General features: G+C 49.3%; 15 protein-coding genes. 2 read left to right on the forward strand and 13 right to left on the reverse strand.

All coding sequences use genetic code 11. The features are described 5' to 3' along the window. Positions 1 to 29: 29 nt before the first annotated feature. The 4 genes from ACFPK9_RS03915 to ACFPK9_RS03930 all read right to left on the reverse strand — a co-directional run bounded on the left by ACFPK9_RS03915 (position 30) and on the right by ACFPK9_RS03930 (position 9206). On the reverse strand, positions 30 to 851 hold the full coding sequence (locus ACFPK9_RS03915; protein ID WP_377093366.1) for a 3-keto-disaccharide hydrolase: 822 nt from the start codon (positions 849 to 851) through the stop codon (positions 30 to 32). A gap of 31 nt (positions 852 to 882) precedes the next feature. Beyond that, positions 883 to 3048, reverse strand: coding sequence for a right-handed parallel beta-helix repeat-containing protein (locus ACFPK9_RS03920; RefSeq protein WP_377093367.1), 2166 nt, complete (start codon positions 3046 to 3048; stop codon positions 883 to 885). A 17-nt stretch (positions 3049 to 3065) separates the two neighbouring features. Then, positions 3066 to 7628 (reverse strand): Ig-like domain-containing protein, encoded by a 4563-nt coding sequence (locus ACFPK9_RS03925; protein WP_377093369.1) that lies wholly within the window; start codon positions 7626 to 7628, stop codon positions 3066 to 3068. Positions 7629 to 7871: 243 nt separating this feature from the next. Beyond that, complete coding sequence (locus tag ACFPK9_RS03930) at positions 7872 to 9206, reverse strand: dipeptidase (RefSeq protein ID WP_377093371.1); 1335 nt, start codon at positions 9204 to 9206, stop codon at positions 7872 to 7874. Positions 9207 to 9420: 214 nt separating this feature from the next. On the opposite strand from ACFPK9_RS03930, the gene lysS reads away from it, so the two are divergent. Both lysS and ACFPK9_RS03940 read left to right on the forward strand, forming a co-directional pair. Beyond that, the gene (lysS, locus tag ACFPK9_RS03935) at positions 9421 to 10893 is read left to right on the forward strand and encodes a lysine--tRNA ligase (protein ID WP_377093372.1); all 1473 of its coding nucleotides are present in this window, start codon (positions 9421 to 9423) and stop codon (positions 10891 to 10893) included. A 220-nt stretch (positions 10894 to 11113) separates the two neighbouring features. After that, entirely contained in the window at positions 11114 to 12214 is a 1101-nt protein-coding gene (locus tag ACFPK9_RS03940; RefSeq protein WP_377093373.1) for a permease, read from the forward strand. Positions 12215 to 12230: 16 nt separating this feature from the next. On the opposite strand, the gene ACFPK9_RS03945 is transcribed toward ACFPK9_RS03940, so the two are convergent. From ACFPK9_RS03945 to ACFPK9_RS03985, 9 genes are all read right to left on the reverse strand, one after another. Continuing rightward, positions 12231 to 12887, reverse strand: a complete 657-nt coding sequence (locus ACFPK9_RS03945; RefSeq protein WP_377093375.1) for a methyltransferase domain-containing protein — start codon at positions 12885 to 12887, stop codon at positions 12231 to 12233. A 198-nt stretch (positions 12888 to 13085) separates the two neighbouring features. Then, the gene (locus ACFPK9_RS03950; protein WP_377093376.1) at positions 13086 to 13559 is read right to left on the reverse strand and encodes an SRPBCC family protein; all 474 of its coding nucleotides are present in this window, start codon (positions 13557 to 13559) and stop codon (positions 13086 to 13088) included. Beyond that, entirely contained in the window at positions 13552 to 13827 is a 276-nt protein-coding gene (locus ACFPK9_RS03955; protein WP_377093378.1) for a hypothetical protein, read from the reverse strand. Before ACFPK9_RS03955 ends, ACFPK9_RS03950 begins: the two co-directional genes overlap by 8 nt. 142 nt (positions 13828 to 13969) lie before the next feature. Beyond that, a complete protein-coding gene (locus ACFPK9_RS03960) occupies positions 13970 to 14887 on the reverse strand; it encodes a TIGR01777 family oxidoreductase (RefSeq protein WP_377093379.1) in 918 nt (305 codons plus the stop codon). A 12-nt stretch (positions 14888 to 14899) separates the two neighbouring features. Continuing rightward, entirely contained in the window at positions 14900 to 15787 is an 888-nt protein-coding gene (locus ACFPK9_RS03965; protein WP_377093380.1) for a wax synthase family protein, read from the reverse strand. Further along, positions 15784 to 16200 (reverse strand): hypothetical protein, encoded by a 417-nt coding sequence (locus ACFPK9_RS03970; RefSeq protein WP_377093381.1) that lies wholly within the window; start codon positions 16198 to 16200, stop codon positions 15784 to 15786. Before ACFPK9_RS03970 ends, ACFPK9_RS03965 begins: the two co-directional genes overlap by 4 nt. After that, positions 16193 to 16681: a thiol-disulfide oxidoreductase DCC family protein gene (locus ACFPK9_RS03975; protein WP_377093382.1), complete on the reverse strand. Its 489-nt coding sequence runs from the start codon at positions 16679 to 16681 to the stop codon at positions 16193 to 16195. Before ACFPK9_RS03975 ends, ACFPK9_RS03970 begins: the two co-directional genes overlap by 8 nt. Positions 16682 to 16728: 47 nt before the next feature. Next, positions 16729 to 17109, reverse strand: coding sequence for a hypothetical protein (locus ACFPK9_RS03980; protein ID WP_377093384.1), 381 nt, complete (start codon positions 17107 to 17109; stop codon positions 16729 to 16731). A gap of 73 nt (positions 17110 to 17182) precedes the next feature. Next, a complete protein-coding gene (locus ACFPK9_RS03985) occupies positions 17183 to 17704 on the reverse strand; it encodes a GbsR/MarR family transcriptional regulator (RefSeq protein WP_377093385.1) in 522 nt (173 codons plus the stop codon). Positions 17705 to 17803: the final 99 nt, after the last annotated feature.

Raw genomic sequence — 17803 nt, forward strand, 5'->3', positions numbered from 1 at the left:
ATTATCGCGTCGATACATCGTTCTTTCTATTAGAGATTTAGAAATGTCTCCATTGGCACAAATCTATCAAGCTCTTTGATACGGATATTTCGATAGAATATTTCAGATGTCTCGGCTTGAAGACCGATAAGGCCTTCACTCGGGTTCAAGTCGACAGCGATATTCACCACCTCACCATTAAGTTTATGGATCGTGTATTGCTCTCCCATCACAATAATCTCACAGCGATTCCATTCGCCATTGAGTGCCTGAAAATTTCCGATCGGCTCCCCTGCGTGCTCCCAGCCCTTACCTTTCGCAGGCTTGCCTCCTTTTGATGGATGGAGAAAAGCGCTGCCCTCAGCATTGCAGATCCATTGATACTCTACGCCATTCGGGCGAATGAGATCCCCAGTATGATTACGCTTCTGAATATGGTCATAACGCACTTGGTATTCGATCCCAATTGGCCAGATCTTGTCGTCACTCACATGGTAATAACAACCGGCATCATACTGCCACCGTCCAAAGTTATTCGCGATGCGTGTCCCCCACTTGTATTCAAATTGGAAAATGTAGCGTGAGTATTCCTTCTCCGTGTACATCATCCCATGCGTGTCATTCTCACCGGTATCAACTTTATATTTTTTAGGAAATGCCTCCCCGAAAACACGCACTACCCCATTTTCTACAGAAAAAACTTTTTGAGCCATTTCCTCATCACCACTGCGGATTTTAAGATTCCAACCGTCTAGGTTTTTACCATTGAAGAGCGAGACAAAACCCTCCTCGCTTTTTTGATCCGTAGTCATTTCAGACAAACATTCTTCGACCGTCAGTGCAAATACTATGCATAGTATGGCTTTCATCATTTCGTATCTAACAGTCGGGTTTACGCTCTTATTATTTCTTCTTTTTCCTACTAGGCACCTCAGTGATTTCCTCAGCACGGAAACGCTCAGTGCTCAGTAGACCTCTGGGCAAGGTTCCTATCGTACTGTTCGGTACATATGACTTTCCCTTGAACTCTTTGGCGAACCTTTCTGACTGCGCCATCGTTGTCGGCACTGTAATTCCATCAGGCATCCAGTCACTCCCGGTCGACCAAGCCTCGCTGTTATAGTCGTAAGCACCTCTGAAACTATCAAGCCCTTTGACATGTTGGGCTTCTAACTTAGCAGTCGATGTTGCACCATTCTGCACCACTTTATCCACAGGCACCAGATCGAGTCCGTCTAAGTTTCCATTTTTGAAAATGCTATTTTTAAATCCAGTCAGATTCGCCTGAAGTGCTCCTCTATCTACTACTGCTAGAGATTTATTTTTTGCCCGCTCTGGGTGAAGTTTGCCTTCATTCTTTGACTGAGTGTAGGGGCCATCCTCACTCGGGCCGATTCTATCAACGAACTTGCTTACAAGATTGTTGAGTACATTCCAGTCTTCAATCGGCGGAAAGCTCGTATCATTACTCACGACCGCATCTCCAGTCCCCTTGCGTTTAGAAACGACATTGCGCGTCAGCATGCAAGGTTCATGGTTCATTACAGAGGTATTGTTGTAGATATTGAAGTTACCAAATCCTTCGATATTCATTCCACGCTTCGATGACCAAAACACATTATGATGCACTGTGAGTTTCTCACCAGCTTGATCTAAGCGGACTCCATTCCCTTTCACATTGTGCACCCAATTGTGATGAAATGAGGTCCAGTGCTGAGACAAGTTAGGCATGTACACCCCTGAAACATCACTATTAAAAATGCCCGCATTACAGATGTTGTTATATGAAATATCAGGCTCTCGGCCACGCGTGTCAGCCTCATCAAAAAACCCAAGTCTAATCGCATCTGAGCAATTGTTAAAAAAGGTATTCTGTGTGACCTTGAAAGTCCCCTTGGCATCAATATCAAGAGCAACACTCTGGAAGTTTGCGTGTCGGTTATTCTCTGCGAAAACTGAATTTTGCACAATCAAATCTGAGCCATTCAGTTTCAATCCGGAATTCTGTCCACCCGCAAACAGACATTGGTTGAATCCGATCATCGTCCCCTCGACATAGATCGGTTTGGCATTGCGTATCCCCACTGGATTATTCAGAAACAAAAGCTCTGCGCCAATATAAGTAAAACGCGCGTCATCAAAAATAATTTTCTGATTCTTAGAATTCTCCAACTTTACAGAGGTCGCAAAGAAGTCAATCCCTGAAATGCGCACATCTTTCAGCGCATCATCATTTAAAATCGAATAGTCAGCGGTCTTCACTAACACATCAGATGGATTCGGCTTCACTCCAGATGGAGCGTAAAAATACAATGTGCCATCTTTGGCAAACCACTCACCTTCGCTATCGAGCAAATCCAAGGCTCCTGCTAAGAAAAATTTAGCCCTCACATTCGGCTTCGATTTCCCCTTACTAATCGCCGCTGGAGATCCACGCCTTCCGTCCTCACTAGTGAAAAACACCGAATAGAAGTCGCTATCATCCCACACCAAGGTCTCACCATCGAATGATTTGATAGGACGGCTGTAGCAACTGTTCCCTTTCGAATAACGCAGGAAGCAATAACCTCCAACGAGGTCTAAACCCTTCATGTCAGCAAACGCTTCACAAGTGAGTTTTCCTGGACCAGAATCGTTCGCAGATTTCACCCACTTCTTGCTCGCATCCCAGTTCTCAGCCCATTGCATATTTGGCCAACGCGCCCAAGTCATTGGCACGTTCTTGTAGAACACCTGCTTTGGATCAAAGCCGATCGCCATTTTGAAAATGTTCCCCTCATGCCTCTGAAACTCTCCCGTCAATGGCTCGGCACCTGAGAAAATCACTTTCCTTGGGTTCTTTGCCTTGAGGGTAATCTCAGACTTCATTGTTAGAGTGCCTGTGTAGACTCCGTCCAGAAGGACGAGAGTATCTCCAGCATGCATCCTATCGACGGCGACCTGAACCGTCTTGATCGCTTCCTTTTCAGAAGCACCTGTGTGCGTATCTTCCCCGTCTGGTGACACATAATACGTTGCTGCAGAAGCAAGCCCACACAACATCAGTGACAATAAACTCAGCACTTTCATCGTCTTAGTAGAATAGTTTATTCAGAAGTCTGCTCTACCTCGAGATGAATAAATTTAGCATCCACATCAATCGGAAAGCGCGTCTTCACTGTTTCAAAACCGCCAACAGCGGAACCGACGAGCACGTCGTAAGGAGTTTCACCTGACGCAGCCTTCAAATCTTCAGTCACAACCACAGCGTAGTTCAACCCTAGTGCTTGATAGTCCGTGCGACGGTCGTACTCGTAAACAAAGTAAGCATCCCCCCCCTCTTCTTCCGTATAAGCAGCTTCCCTTGAGCCTGCATCGTACTGGGTTGGATCCATCCCCAAGGCAAACTCTAGAAGGTTCGAATAGCCATCGCCAGCCCCTCCATTTTCAGAATCAGCAGTAGCTGAAGCAGCGTCACCTGACAAGCCGTAGTGAGCCAGCCAGAGACCATAGCTCGATGCCTCCTCGCTGTAACCAGTGAGGACAATATTGTCCAAGCCCATAGTGCGTATGCCGAAATTGTGATTCTTATCACCATTCAAAGTCCAACGGAAAGTCACACTCGTATCATTCAGCCCAGACAAGCCATTCAATGCAATTGCTCCTGAGGCCGATTCGGGACTCTGATAATCGTCTTCTCCATCATGTGAAAACCCACCAGTGGTGACATTACCACTTGTTGCTCCAACCACAGTTTCGAAAGTCCAGTCCATCACACTCGTGCCAGTGGCAGAGGTGAAATAAGAGGTATCAAAGCTGAGGTGTGTCAGATCCACAATCACATCATCAGCTATCGTGAGCGTGAACTCGATCGTATTCGCCTCTGCTCGGTCACCTACAGCCGCTTCCACCGAATCTCCACCAATATTTCGAATCCGCCCATAGTGCGTGCTCGCATTGTCTCCATCTGACAGCTCAAGCGCACTCACCGACACTCCAGTCCCTAAAGTGTTGGAATCTGGTGCAGTATAGACCAGCGTGCTCCCTGCCCCTGAGATATTTCCCGGAGATTCGAAGCTATACCTAAGGCTTTTCACCACATCGATCGACACCGTGGCTATGCTGCTGTCATCCACCCCGTCATTGGCAAGATAGCTAAAGCTATCGGTTCCTTGATAACCAGCATTGGGGGTATAGATCAGATTGGCTCCACTGCCACTCAAGCTACCGTGTGCTGGCGGCGTGACAATGGTATAGCTCAGTGTGTCGTTATCGACATCGAATCCAACAAGGCTCAGCGCAGTAGCTGTATCGTACGGCACTTTGAGCTCAAATGATTCAACGACTGGCGCAGTATTTCTCTCGGGTGTGATATCAATCACAACACCAGCCAACGCAGGCCCTCTAACTACCGCCGCATCACGCGTTTGTCCTTCGATGGTAAAAGTCCCTACGAAGCCTTCTGACAAGGTGATATCAAAAAACACCATCCCCAAATCCGTCCCTAATCCACTGACAGAAGCAACTGCACCATTCGAACTAATACGGAAGGCTGCAGGATCCCAGCGACCGTCGGTATTCCCCTCATTCCCAGCCAACACGCCCAGGCGGAAAGACCTCGGCACTGTCGCATCGACAGTGAAGCTCAATAGTTCAGCCCATGCACCAGCGGTGTCATTCCTCTCATTTGAAAAACTAGTCACCGTCCAGTCCGCTACCACTTCGGCGATTGGTTCAGTCGGATTATCAAAATCTGCATAGGCGGCGTTGACCGCCACGGTTTCATGTTCATCCACCAGCGTCACCCATGAAGGCATACCATTTGAATTACTCGTTTTATCCACTCCATTGCCATAAAAGAAGTATCCTGCAGAACCGTAAGCATCATCACCATCGACATCCATGCTCTTACTCACGCCAGTCGAACGAAATCCTGTCACCTCAGATCCCTCCAAGTGATAGCCCGTCCCAGCAACAGCACTTACGATGTCTGGAACTGTGTACACCTTGATCGACACTGTCGCGACCTCACTATCCGTCGTTCCATCATTGGCGACATAGCTAAAGCTATCCGTCCCTTGGAATCCTAAATCGGGAGTGTAAACCACATTCGGTAATGTGCCGCTCAATTGCCCATGCTCGGGCTGTGTGACGATCAAATAGCTCAAGCTCTCGCCATCGCGATCCGTTGCACTCAGAGAGAAAGCCACTGGCTCGTCTTTCAACGTTTCATCATCATAAGAAACTGCAACTGGCACAGCATTCACTCTAATCGAAATCGTGGCCGTAGCACTATCCAGTAACCCATCATTCAGCTTAAAGGTAAAACTATCAGCTCCATAATAGCCCCAGTTCGGTTCATAGATCACCACATTATCACTTATGGACACAATGTTGCCATTCGCAGGCTGTGAAATAATGCGAGCGATCAAAGCATCTCCCTCACTATCAAGCCCCGTTAGAGGGATAGCCACAGTGTTTCTTTCATTCACAACGGTACTTGAAGAATAAGCGACTGGCGCTCCCACGCCTTGCCCGTCAGGCAATGCCATCTTCACCAATACCGTCTTCACCTCCGATGTCACCCCACCAGAAGTCATCGTGTAAGTGAAGCTATCTTCAGTAATCCCCGCATTGGGAGTGTAGCTCAGATCTGGAGCAGTCCCACTTAGAACCCCATTCGACGGATGCGTGAACGCGTAGGTCAGTCCACCTGAATCATCCCCCGGCAATGTAATCGTCGCTGGGTCATAGCTACTAAGAAGCACTGTGAAATCAGCCGCTTCTGCGGATGCGCTACTCGTAAGCTTCATCCCTACCTTACGGAAAGCACCCACACTATCGGTCACCTTGAATGCCACATTCCATACACCTTCCTCCGTCAGAGTGCCGTAGAGCAAGCCGTTCACCGACAAGCTCAAGCCTGTAGGCAAAGTAGTGTCTGGCAACACTTCCCAGTGGTACCCACCGGTTCCACCCGATGCGACTAACTGGTGGCTATAGCTTCCTGAAGGCGGACAATCTGGCAGTGATGCTGTATCAATCGACAAGTCACTATCTGGCACAAAGGCCGATGTCTCAGACATGTAGGCAAGCTCTTTAATGATGTCATGTCCCATCTCAACAGCGAGCTCTAGTTGACTCTGTGTCCAGCTCCCTCTCCTTATCGGTAAGGTCGTTGTGATTGGTAATTTTCTCGCTGTCGCCGATGCCACCATCATCGACGCATTCATATACACCAGCGGATCCGATGCATGCAGCGCATCATCCGCTGCGCTGAAATTTGGAATCGCTTCATTGAGCCGCCCCATGCCAATGGTCAACGGAATGGTCTTCCAACCTCTAAAATGATAATGCGACCACAGGTTCGCACAATCTTCACCATTCAATGCTGCTACAGTAGAAGCGGTGCCTGAGGAGCTATTGAAATCTTTGATCCAGTCAAAAACGAGTGGTGTAAGATTCGGCTGACTTTGATCAATGAGATCTTGAGCGAGCGTCCCCGGCGTGCTGCCAGATGCATAAAGAAACAGCCCTTTGTTAGCATTTGCTTCACTATTGAGGGCAGAAGTACGCAAAGAGGTATCCGATGATGTCCAAAACCGCTCATTATAAGTAATTTTCCCCCACTTTGTGCCAGCCGGCGTATAGGAAGCGCCTGAGATCAGGGTATTCAACCTGCTGAAGGTGAAATCGTGAGTACTCGTTCCTTTGTAATAATAGCGTATGGTATTCTCGAACAGTTCACTCGAAAGAGCCTTCTTACGGTAAACCACCGCCCCATCATTTTCATAACTCGTGGAATAATGCTCAGTCGTTTTATGCGTATCGACCATGTCAGCTCCGAGCGCTGTGAGCCTACTGATGTCTGCTGCTGACAAATTATCAGCAGGAGAAGTAATACCTGCGTGTTCAAAAGTCGGATAGTAATTGAGAGTCTCGGCTCTCACACCCGTGATCGTTCTAAGAATCGCACTGGCATTAATCATCGCTTGAGTCGTATACCCCGAAGCATAGTGTCGCCCTTGCACGCCCTCTTGGTCATAAGCGTAGCTTGCTGGAATCACTTCGATACCCGCTCCATTGGCTGCACGATAGCAATACTCACCGAGAGTCGTTGTATCAACATGGTCCGAGCGGTACATCATCAACATAGGTGTCCCCCCGCTCTTTAGTACTAATTTAGAAAGCTGGGTACAGGCCTCATACATCACCTCTGGATAAGCGTAGGCTTGTTCCGAATCGAAAAAAATCACGTATTTATACCCATCTCCAATCATGTCCCTAACAGAGGAAAACTGCGGGTCGTAGTAAACATCCGCGAGCGAGTTGGCTTGGGTTGCCCGATAGAAGTCAACTTCCAGCTCCGCGTAATCTTCGGTCAAATTCAACATCCCCTTCAAATATTCTGCCGCATACTGGATACCTCCATCGGTATAATTCCAGTAACTAAAATACGTCTCATCGCCATCGTTAGGAAACCCTCCATTGTCTGTGTTTAACTGCCCTGCATGCACCAATAAAATACTATTCGACTTATCTTGAGCCAAAGTCGGCAGCGCCAGCGCAATGGTAAACAAGCACAACACAAAAGTAACAAACAAGTCCCTGACCACCCATGCTGATCGAGGTATAAAGGAATAAGGTATATAGGTGTTCTCGTATCTCATAGGAAATGGAAGTATAGTTGAAGTCGCTCACCATGCGGAAACTCAGCAGCCTAAGAAACTTCAGTTTCCTAGGCTACGCAGATTCAACATCACTCATTCGATCGAGAATGCACTAAGACATTCCTACATCAAGGTGACAGAGAACATGCGGTATAGCAAAACCGACCTCCGTTGAACATTACGTAAACACGTTATATTTACATAACCAACTGATCTGCAACACAACTACCTTCTTCCAATCGACTACACCTTAGCTAACTCTTGGAGTAAGATCGCATTCATCGCGATGCCTCCTTCAAAATTCTCTACCCAGAAATTCTCATTCGGCGCGTGAATTTGACAATCCGGCAGCGCGAGACCAAGTAGCAAAGAGTCTGCCCCAAGTATGTCCTGCATATCCTTAATAATAGGAATACTTCCCCCTTCACGAATCAACACTGGCTGCTTACCAAACGCCTTCTCAAGAGCAATCTGCCCTGCCTTCCCAAAAGCACTGTGCGGATCGCTATAATAGGGTTTGCCATCGTGCCCGACTTCCACTTCCACCCTCACCCCAGCGGGAGCGTGCTTCTCGAGATGCGCCTGCACCTTCTTAGAAATATCTTTCGGATCTTGGTCAGGCACCAAACGGAATGAAAATTTGACCATCGCCTGCGCAGGCAACACGGTCTTCGACCCCTCACCCTGATACCCGCCTCCGATACCATTCACCTCGGCAGTGGGCCGCGCCCACAAACGCTCAGCGGAGCTATAACCAGGCTCACCAAACACTGCCGGCGCCCCCGTCTGCTCCATCATATCCTGATCACTCATCCCTGGCACCTGAGCCCACATTTCGCGCTCCCAGTTCTCCAGCGGTTTCACATCATCGTAAAATCCTTCAATCGCAATATTGCCTTCGTCATCGTGCAGACTCGCCACTAATCGCGCCACAGCAGTCGCAGGATTCGCCACAGCACCACCGTAAATCCCCGAATGCAAATCGCCTTTCGGTCCACGCACCGTCACCTCACAACAAGTGATCCCCCGTAAGCCGTAGCCCATAGTCGGCACACCACGCGCCACCATTCCCGTGTCAGAAACAGCAATCACATCGCACGCTAACATTTCCTTATTCGCTTCAATAAATGGTACTAAGCTCGGGCTCCCGATCTCTTCCTCACCTTCAAACAGGAAAATCAAATTCACTGGCAACTCGCCATGTTCCTTCAAGGTTTTCTCCACCCCAAGCACATGTGCCATCATTTGCCCTTTATTGTCCGTCGCACCGCGTGCCCAGATTCTGCCATCCTTCAGCACTGGCTCAAATGGCGGCGTATCCCAGAGCTCGAGCGGATCCACTGGCTGCACGTCGTAATGCCCATAGATCAATACCGTCTTGCGTCCCTCCTGATGCGCGTTCTTCGCCACCACCACAGGATGCCCCGGAGTCTCATGCAGCTTTGCCTCTAAGCCCATGCCCGTGAGTTTTTCCTGCAGCCATTGGCCACACGCTAGCACATCCCCTGCATGCTTTGAGTCAGTTGAAATACTTGGAAAACGTAAAAATGAAAAAAGATCATCGAGCTGAGATTGCATACCCCATTCATGCTACTGCCATCGCCATCCCGCAACTGAAAAGACACATTTCTAACTCCTTTTCTCAACCCAACGACACACCCGCTCCACAACCCACAGCGACCAACACATTGACGAAGAAAATGACACCCTCTCACAAGATAACAATCCCCTCGCCCATTTTCTCGCAAATGCGGATTGCAAATCCGTTTTTCCCCCGTAACCTCCGCGCTCTATGAGCGAGCAGAACACGCAGCCACAATCGACCGAAGCCGAACTCATCGCAGTTCGCACCGAGAAACTCGAAAAACTCCGCGAATTGGGTATCGACCCATTCGGCGGTAAATTTGATGTCACTACCACTCCGGGTGAACTCAAGGCAAACTTCGAGGACGGTAAACAGGTGACTATTGCTGGACGCCTCCTCGCCATCCGCGACATGGGCAAATCCGTCTTCGCCTCCGTCGGCGATGTCCACGGCCGCATCCAAATCTACCTCAACAAAAAAGGCCTCAGCGAAACCGAGTGGGCCGCATGGAAGCTCATGGACATGGGCGACTGGATCGGTGTCGAGGGTGAAACCTTCACGACCGGCAAAGGCGAACCATCAGTCAATGTCTCCAAGCTCACCGTTCTTTCCAAAGCGCTCCGCCCAATGCCAGACAAATGGCACGGCGTCAGCGATCGCGAAACCAAGTACCGCAAGCGCCACCTCGACCTCATGTCGAACCAAGCCAGCGCCGAGCTCTTTGTGAAACGTTCTCAGATGGTGGCTGAAATCCGTCACTTCCTCCACGAGCGTGGCTTCCTCGAAGTAGAAACTCCAATGCTCCACGACGTTGCCGGCGGTGCCGCAGCCAAGCCTTTCGAAACGCATCACAATGCGCTCGATATGCCACTCACCATGCGCATCGCGCCTGAGCTCCACCTCAAACGCCTCCTCTGCGGTGGCTTCACGAAAATTTTCGAACTCAACCGCAACTTCCGTAACGAAGGGATCTCCCGTCGTCACAACCCAGAGTTCACCATGCTCGAAGCGTACTGGGCATTCTCAGACTTCGAACAAATGGCCGACCTCGTCGAAGAAATGACCTGCCACCTCGCTGAAAAATTCTGTGGTGGACTTCAGATCGAACACAAAAACGAAGAAGGCGAAGTCGTTCGCACTATCAACCTCGAGCGCCCATGGAAGCGTGCACCTTACCACGACCTCATTAAAGAAGTCGCTGGCGATGACTGGTTCGAGCTCAGCGAAGAACAACACCGTGCGAAGTGCAAAGAGCTCGGCGTCGAAATCTCCGACAACATGGAAGACTACGAAATCACCCAGCAGGTTTTCGAAAAACTCGTTGAAGAGCACAGCTTCGACCCCTGCTTTGTCACCCACGTTGCCAAGGAACTCATCCCGCTCGCAAAGATCAACCCTGAGAATCCAGATGTCATCGACGTCTACGAACTCATCATCAACGGCCAGGAAATCTCTCCTGGTTACTCCGAGCTCAACGACCCCATCCTCCAGAAGCAGCGCTTCGCTGAACAAGCTGGTGGTGAAACGCAGAACATCGACCACGACTTCGTAGAAACCATGGAATCAGGCATGCCTCCAGCAGGCGGCATCGGCATCGGTATCGACCGTCTCATCATGATGCTCACCGGCGCCCCCACCATCCGCGACGTCGTCCTCTTCCCACAGCTAAAGAAGAAATAGCCACTTCTTCGCTTAGCATAGGCAGGGCTCGCCGAGCACGCTGCCTAGTTGAATATAATCACTTCAAAAATCCTCACCGCGCAAGTCGCCGTGAGGATTTTTTGTTTCCTCAAGGAATTTCCCCTTTCCTCATCTACAATCGCGTCTAGCGTAGGGCATGAGCTGCTGCGGCAACAAACCAGATCCTCAACACACAAAGTCTTCTGACACGCTGGATCTGATGCAAAAAGATTTCCGTAAACCTCCCAAAACTTCCTGCTGCAGTACTTCCCCAAAAAAATCTAAGAACGATGGCTCGTGCTGTGGCGGCAAAGGAAAAACCGACTGGCTACTCTGGGGCTCGCTCGTCGCCTGCGGTCTCTCAGTCATTGCCCATCTCTTCTTTTCCAATTCTCTCCCGCCGTCCCTCCACACCTTCGCCCACAGCACCTACGAACTCCTTCTAAAAATGTGGTGGGGCCTCGCCCTCGGTATCGTCGCTGTTGGCATGTTAGGAAATATTCCCCGCGCCTACATCCAGAGCATCCTTGGCAAAGGCGGCACCATGAATGGCATCCTTCGCGCCACTGGAGCGGGCCTGCTCTTAGACCTCTGTAATCACGGCATCCTGCTCGTCGCCATGAAACTCTACGAACGCGGGGCTAGCCTCGGCCAGACACTCGCCTTCCTCATCGCCAGCCCATGGAACTCACTTTCCCTCACCCTCATCCTAGTCGGACTCATTGGTTTCAAATGGACACTCGCATTCGTTCTCCTCTCTGGACTCATTGCCGTCACCACTGGCTACATCACCGACCAACTTGTCAAACACGGCAAACTTCCAGCCAATCCTCATGACACCCCCATCCCAGAAAATTTTCACTTCTGGCGCGATGCCAAACAAGCGATCCGCAACACAAAATTCGACGCAGCCTACGCCAAGAGCACCCTCAGCGAAGGCCTGCGCGGCTCCACCTCGATCATCCGCTGGATCCTCTTCGGCACAGTCCTTGCGGCTGGTATCCGCGCTTTCGTCGACCCCTCTATTTTTAATCAATGGTTTGGCCCCAGCATCCTTGGAGTCGGAATGACGCTGCTCGCCGCCACCATCATCGAAGTCTGTTCAGAAGGCTCCAGCCCCATCGCTGCCGACCTCGTCACCCGCGCCAATGCTCCCGGCAATGGCTTTGCCTTCCTCATGGCTGGTGCCGCCACCGATTACACCGAAATCATGGCGCTCCGCGAAACGACCAAAAGCTGGAAAACCACCTTCATCCTCCCCCTCCTCTCACTCCCCCAAGTCATCGTGATCGCGATCATTTTAAACCTATGGAGTCAATAGTGAAGCCATCAGCCTTCTATTGAAGAAAGTACGTATAAAAAGTTCCCGATGCAAAAAACGTTCCTTCCTCATGAGACCGTAACATCTCATTCCCACAATACGCAGCATCTTCTTCAGACAATATAGGAACTTTAGGAAACATCGCTAAAAATGCTTTCACGCTAGAAAGCCAATAATCACCTCTCCCACATTCAGAAATAACCTCAGCACTATGACTTTGAATCGAGAGTCCGGCCTGAGCAGCATAGCGAGGTAGCTGGCTGCACACATCCGCCTGCACAGCTATCGCTGAACTCAAGAGATGATCAATCCGCCGACGTTCTCCTGCATCAGCCAATCCATAAGTGGTTCCAGCGTGATCAGCATCAAACACCACGATGGTTCCACCTGGCACCAAAACACGTTTAGCCTCCGCCAACAAAGCCACCGGATCATCAACATGGCTGAGTAAAGTATGCATCACAACGATGTCAAAACTAGCATTAGCAAATGAAAGCCGTTCAGCCTCCACCTTCTTCCACTCTATGGAAGGGTCTTTCTCACGAGCCTTCTCTAACAAACATTCACTCACATCAGCCCCAGCCAGACGAACAGTCTCGGGCAATACATCCTTCATGCGTCGTAGAACCACCCCTGTTCCACAACCGACCTCTAACACACTACTTGGCTGCATTTGTGCAATCTCCTCTGTGTAGCGCACTATCATTCCAGAAAAATGCACATTTGTTCATCTTGCCTCCAATCGATCAGCCATTACCTCTATCGTCTCACAGCCTAACTGGTCGGGATCACTCCATGGATCTTGCATAACTTCAGTTTAATCTAACTCGATCAGAGAGCAACGGAGTATTTCCTCTATTACAAAGACAACTTAAATGTACGCTTTCCAATCGTCAGTCTCAGCCACTCGCTTCAGCTCGTTGGCTTTGCGCTCTAGGAAATGACGCATGTACTTCTCTAAGAAACATATTTCAACAAGTCTTCCGATCACCCCATAAGGTGCCTTAAAATAGAAAAAGTCCTCCATCACGACTCCCTTTGCCACTTTACGTAAAACGTGGCGGTGCTGCATCATAGCAAAGGCTCCCTGTATCATCACGTCATCGAAAAAGAAGGAATGCTTATCTAGAGCTGTAACTTTTACTGTCAGTCTCTGCCTAATCCCTAGATGTCGAGCCTCCCAAGTAAGTTGATCACCTAATTCAATGAGTCCACTCCTCCTCCCTTCAACCACACGTTCATGAGAACGATCGTTTGTGGCAATGTGTAGATCGACACTACGTGCCAAATCGAACACTCTTCGAATAGGCGCATCTATCTCTGTCCTGACATAGATCTCAGGCATCAATCTCCTCCTTCAACAATTTCTTTCGCACATTCAACACTGCCCATGCAGTATACAAGCCGTACATCCCAGTATAGAAAATTACTCCTACGTACCCTCCTGAAGTAAAGTCTCCATTTATTATAGCGATGGCGCATGGGACACTCGCCCCAAATAAAAAACCATAAACAAGAGCATCAGGGAGCTTCCACAGTTTAGAATATCTATCACCCCATTTACATAGGAACAACGGCATTCCAATAATGAGGTAGCAAGCAGAATGAACCATTACACTGTATACAACAGCGAAGAGAGCCATATGCCAACTAACCAAGAGTAGGAATATCCCAGTCAACAATGCGGGCGGAATCAAAACCCTTGGCAAGCTCCTCAGCCAAGCTGCTGCTGACTTTGTTAGGCCCAGCTCTTTATCAGTGACCATCAGCCCCTCCCATCCATTGCTCAATTGTTGGATACTCAAAGGTAAAACCTTCTTCTAACAACCTCGTCGGGATCACCCATCGGCTTTTTAAAATCAACTCGATCTCTGTGCGTCTAACAAACGCACCTAGTTCTAACATCCACCGATTTGATGCAATACCGAAACGCTTACCCACACTCTCTCGCACCAGTCGCATAAAGGCAGTATTCGTAACGGGGTGGGGAGCTGCCACGTTGTAGGTTCCGCTAGCACTGTCTTTCAGGGCGATCCATTCCACAGCACGCGCAAAGTCATTATCCGTGATCCAGCTCACACGCTGCGTCCCCTTACCCATCTTACCGCCTAAGTTGTACCGGGCTAAACCTTGAAGCACCGTCCAGACCGTCTCTGCCTCCTCACTGATAACTATCGCAGTGCGCAGCGCTACTTGCCGCACACCCTCGACATTTTGTTGCATGAAGGCCTTTTCCCAGGCCTTAGCCACTTCCACAGAAAACCCAGTTCCGATTTCCCCGTCAGCATCACCTTGGGGACGATCTTCTGCATGTCGATAAATCGTCGCCGTGCTGCTATTGATCCACACCTTTGGTGGATTTTTACATCCTCTTACTGCCTCTCCTAACAGATGAGTTGTTCCCACCCGTGAGTCCATAATCGCCTTCTTATTCCTCTCCCCGTAGCGACAGTTCACAGAACGGCCCGCTAGATTCACCAACACATCCACCCACTCCAGCGCCTCCGCCCACTCACCAAGCTGCTTTCCATCCCAATAGACAAAATCCACTCCATCGATCAGGTCGTAAGGTTCGCGTGCTATCCCCACCACATTCCAGCCTTGTTGCAGAAAATACCTAGAAAGCACTCTGCCTAAAAATCCATTCGCTGCTACTATCACTATCGTTTTCATGTTTTTCACTGATTAAAATTTAAGAACGTTACGGGCGGGTAAAATGACCTCCTCCACAAATGTCTCAGGGAAGAGCAAGGGCAAGCCCACCACCAAACTCACTCCACACAGCACAGCCATCCACAGACCTCCTTGCTTCTCTAGACTTGTTGCCACTCCCTGCAAGAGGAAGAACAAGGTAGGCATTCCATAACCAGCTTGCACAGGTACCGTGATTGCGAGTTCATGCAGCACTCCTGAAATGGCAAACACTCCAAACTGGGCCCCGCGCCTACCACACACAGCACGCAGCGGCCTTAGTACGGCCCGCGCCATCATCTGTGAATACGCTAAGTTCCAGCGTCTGCTCCAGAAATCAGCAAAACCACGCATCTCCAATGGATTTCTAAACAAGGCGCGTACTCCATAGCCTTGTTGCTTCCAAAAGGCCACTAACAGCCTCAGCGCTCCATAGTGAAACCCAACACTCATCGTGACAAATAGCAGCTGCAACTGCGTGCAATCGAAATACGCAAGTAGCGCAACACTTAGCACACCCACGAACAAACACCCCGCACCCCAGAAGCAATCATTTCTCCATTGCTTCTGACTACGCACACGCGTCCAAGGCGCAGGGTCCATCCCAAACCATAAGCATGCGAAGCAGCCCCACCTGCTCCAGCTTAGAATTTCTCCACCCGTGCGCCGCCACTCTGCATACACCACCCATTTCATCCCAGCCATCAATACACAGCACAAGGCCACCATCCTCAAAAATGCAGGAGTATTGAGCAACTGAAAATGTGCCCCAGCGTAACACAACAGAGGAATGCACCAGACCACCACGCGTGGCAAGACCACACGATCAAACACACACTTTGCAGCGATCAGCTGAAGCAAGAGCAGTGCCACAACAATCATAACAAATTCCTCCAGAACACCCACCCGTACACAACTGTGAGGTAAATAAAGAGCATCACTAACAGAGCCTCGGCTACCCCATTAAAACGGGTTTTCGGAATACAGCTCCGATCAAAGCAGAAGAACTGTAGACAAAGGCGGCCAAGCCACCAGCACCACATCAGACCACTTAGCAAGCTTGCCAACTGCCCACCATCGATCAAAGCATCTGCAGCGATCACACTCACTAAGCCAAAGAAGAAGTGGCAGCCCAATATGTAAACTGCGTAGGTCCAGAACAGTTGCTTCAGCAAGGTATTGCTCTGGGGCATATCAGCCTTCCAGTTGAGGCAGCGAGGAATGAACACACTCCCCGCCACCAAAACTAACTGCGCTGCACCTGCGAGCTGCACGAACAATTTCAGATCAAACATCCTTCTGTTCCCTTTCATTATCTATTGTCTGCGGGAGCGCACAGCCCTCAGCACAGTCGATCCCTGGCATCTGGTGCAGTTGCTCTGTCACCTGCTTCATCTTTCCACGGAAGAACACCTTGCTCAGTGTGATCCGATTTGCAGCTAACAGATGGCACAGCTTCTGCACCTGAGGAAGTAGCCGTGGATGGCTGAACTTCTCAGCCAGGCCACGGTACTTCACACAGCTCCAGAGACACCAGACCCAAGCTTCCGCAGCTCGGTAGATACCACCATTGGCAGTACGTACTACCATCTCGCGAGCCGGGTCTAAGCTATGGAGCTCAGGGAAATGCTGCTGTGCTTCCACGCCCTGATAAGGAAAGAACCGAATCTCATTCGCGCGCTCTTGAGCATTGATCCATTCATGAAAAGTGCAGCACATACCGCACTTTCCATCATAGTAGACTTCCACCCATTCTACCTCTTCATCTAATTTCATTTCCGAATTTTCAGTAAATATTGAAAGTTACACTCAAATAAAAAGCGCTATTTACCCGCAGCAGCAAGCTGAGTGATATGCGGAGCTCTACCCTTCTTGCGCATTTTATCAAAATTATACATGTTGAAGAAATGCATACCACCGAGCACAAGTGTTACGAAACCAAGCTTAGTCGCACAGTATTCGATCGCACCTACGAAACCCTCTGGTCTTTCTCCTGTCTTAAGAAACAGCAAAAAGAAGCCTACGTTGATAAGATAAAACCCTACTTTGAGTAGATGATTCACAGCGTCAGCGCGCTCCTCGTCACCACGAAATGCTTCTATCAGAAACACCCTACCATTTTGATGTAGTGTATTCGCCACCCACACCGTCAACCCGATACAGGCGATAATGTAGACAAAATACACAGCTATTTGTTCATTCATTTTATTTCTTTCTGTTACAGCTAGACTCCATGCCTAACTAGATTTTCTAAATATTCCCTCTATTCTGAAATTCTTACTTGCTCACTCCTAATAGCTTCGCTGCTAGCTTAAGAGCCGGCCCGTATTTCAATCGGCTAATCTTATCACCAGCATTACTGGCCAGCTGGGCGAACTCTTCGAGCTCTTTCATTTGATTGTGAAATGCCATCCCTTCAGCAGTCTTATCATCCTCAGTATTCTCCGCACATTCTTGTAGCAAAGTGAGTGCTGGATCGATCTCACGGCGCTGGCGTTCTTTCAGCACAAGCGTGAACATCTTCCACACATCCTTTTCCGCTTCGAAGAACTCCTTTCGCTCTCCCTTTTTTACAACGATCCGAATCAATCCCCAGCCAACCAGCTCCTTCAGATTTGTATGTGCATTGCCACGGCTAATCACTAACTCCTCCATCACCTCGTCGGTGCTCATTGGTTCAGGGCTCACCATCAACAAAGCATGCACCTGAGCCATTGTCCGGCTAATTCCCCAACTGCTCCCCAGTGCTCCCCACTGCGCAATAAACGCATCCTTTGATTCTTTGAATTGCTCACTCATGTTTATACTTTCAGTAATTAGTGAAAACAGCACTGAATGTAAAGATTTTTATTTTCAATAATTACTGAAACTACAATTAGAAAAGCTACAACACTATGA

The organism is Rubritalea spongiae, from assembly GCF_042652385.1.
Taxonomy (GTDB): Bacteria; Verrucomicrobiota; Verrucomicrobiia; order Verrucomicrobiales; family Akkermansiaceae; genus Rubritalea; species Rubritalea spongiae.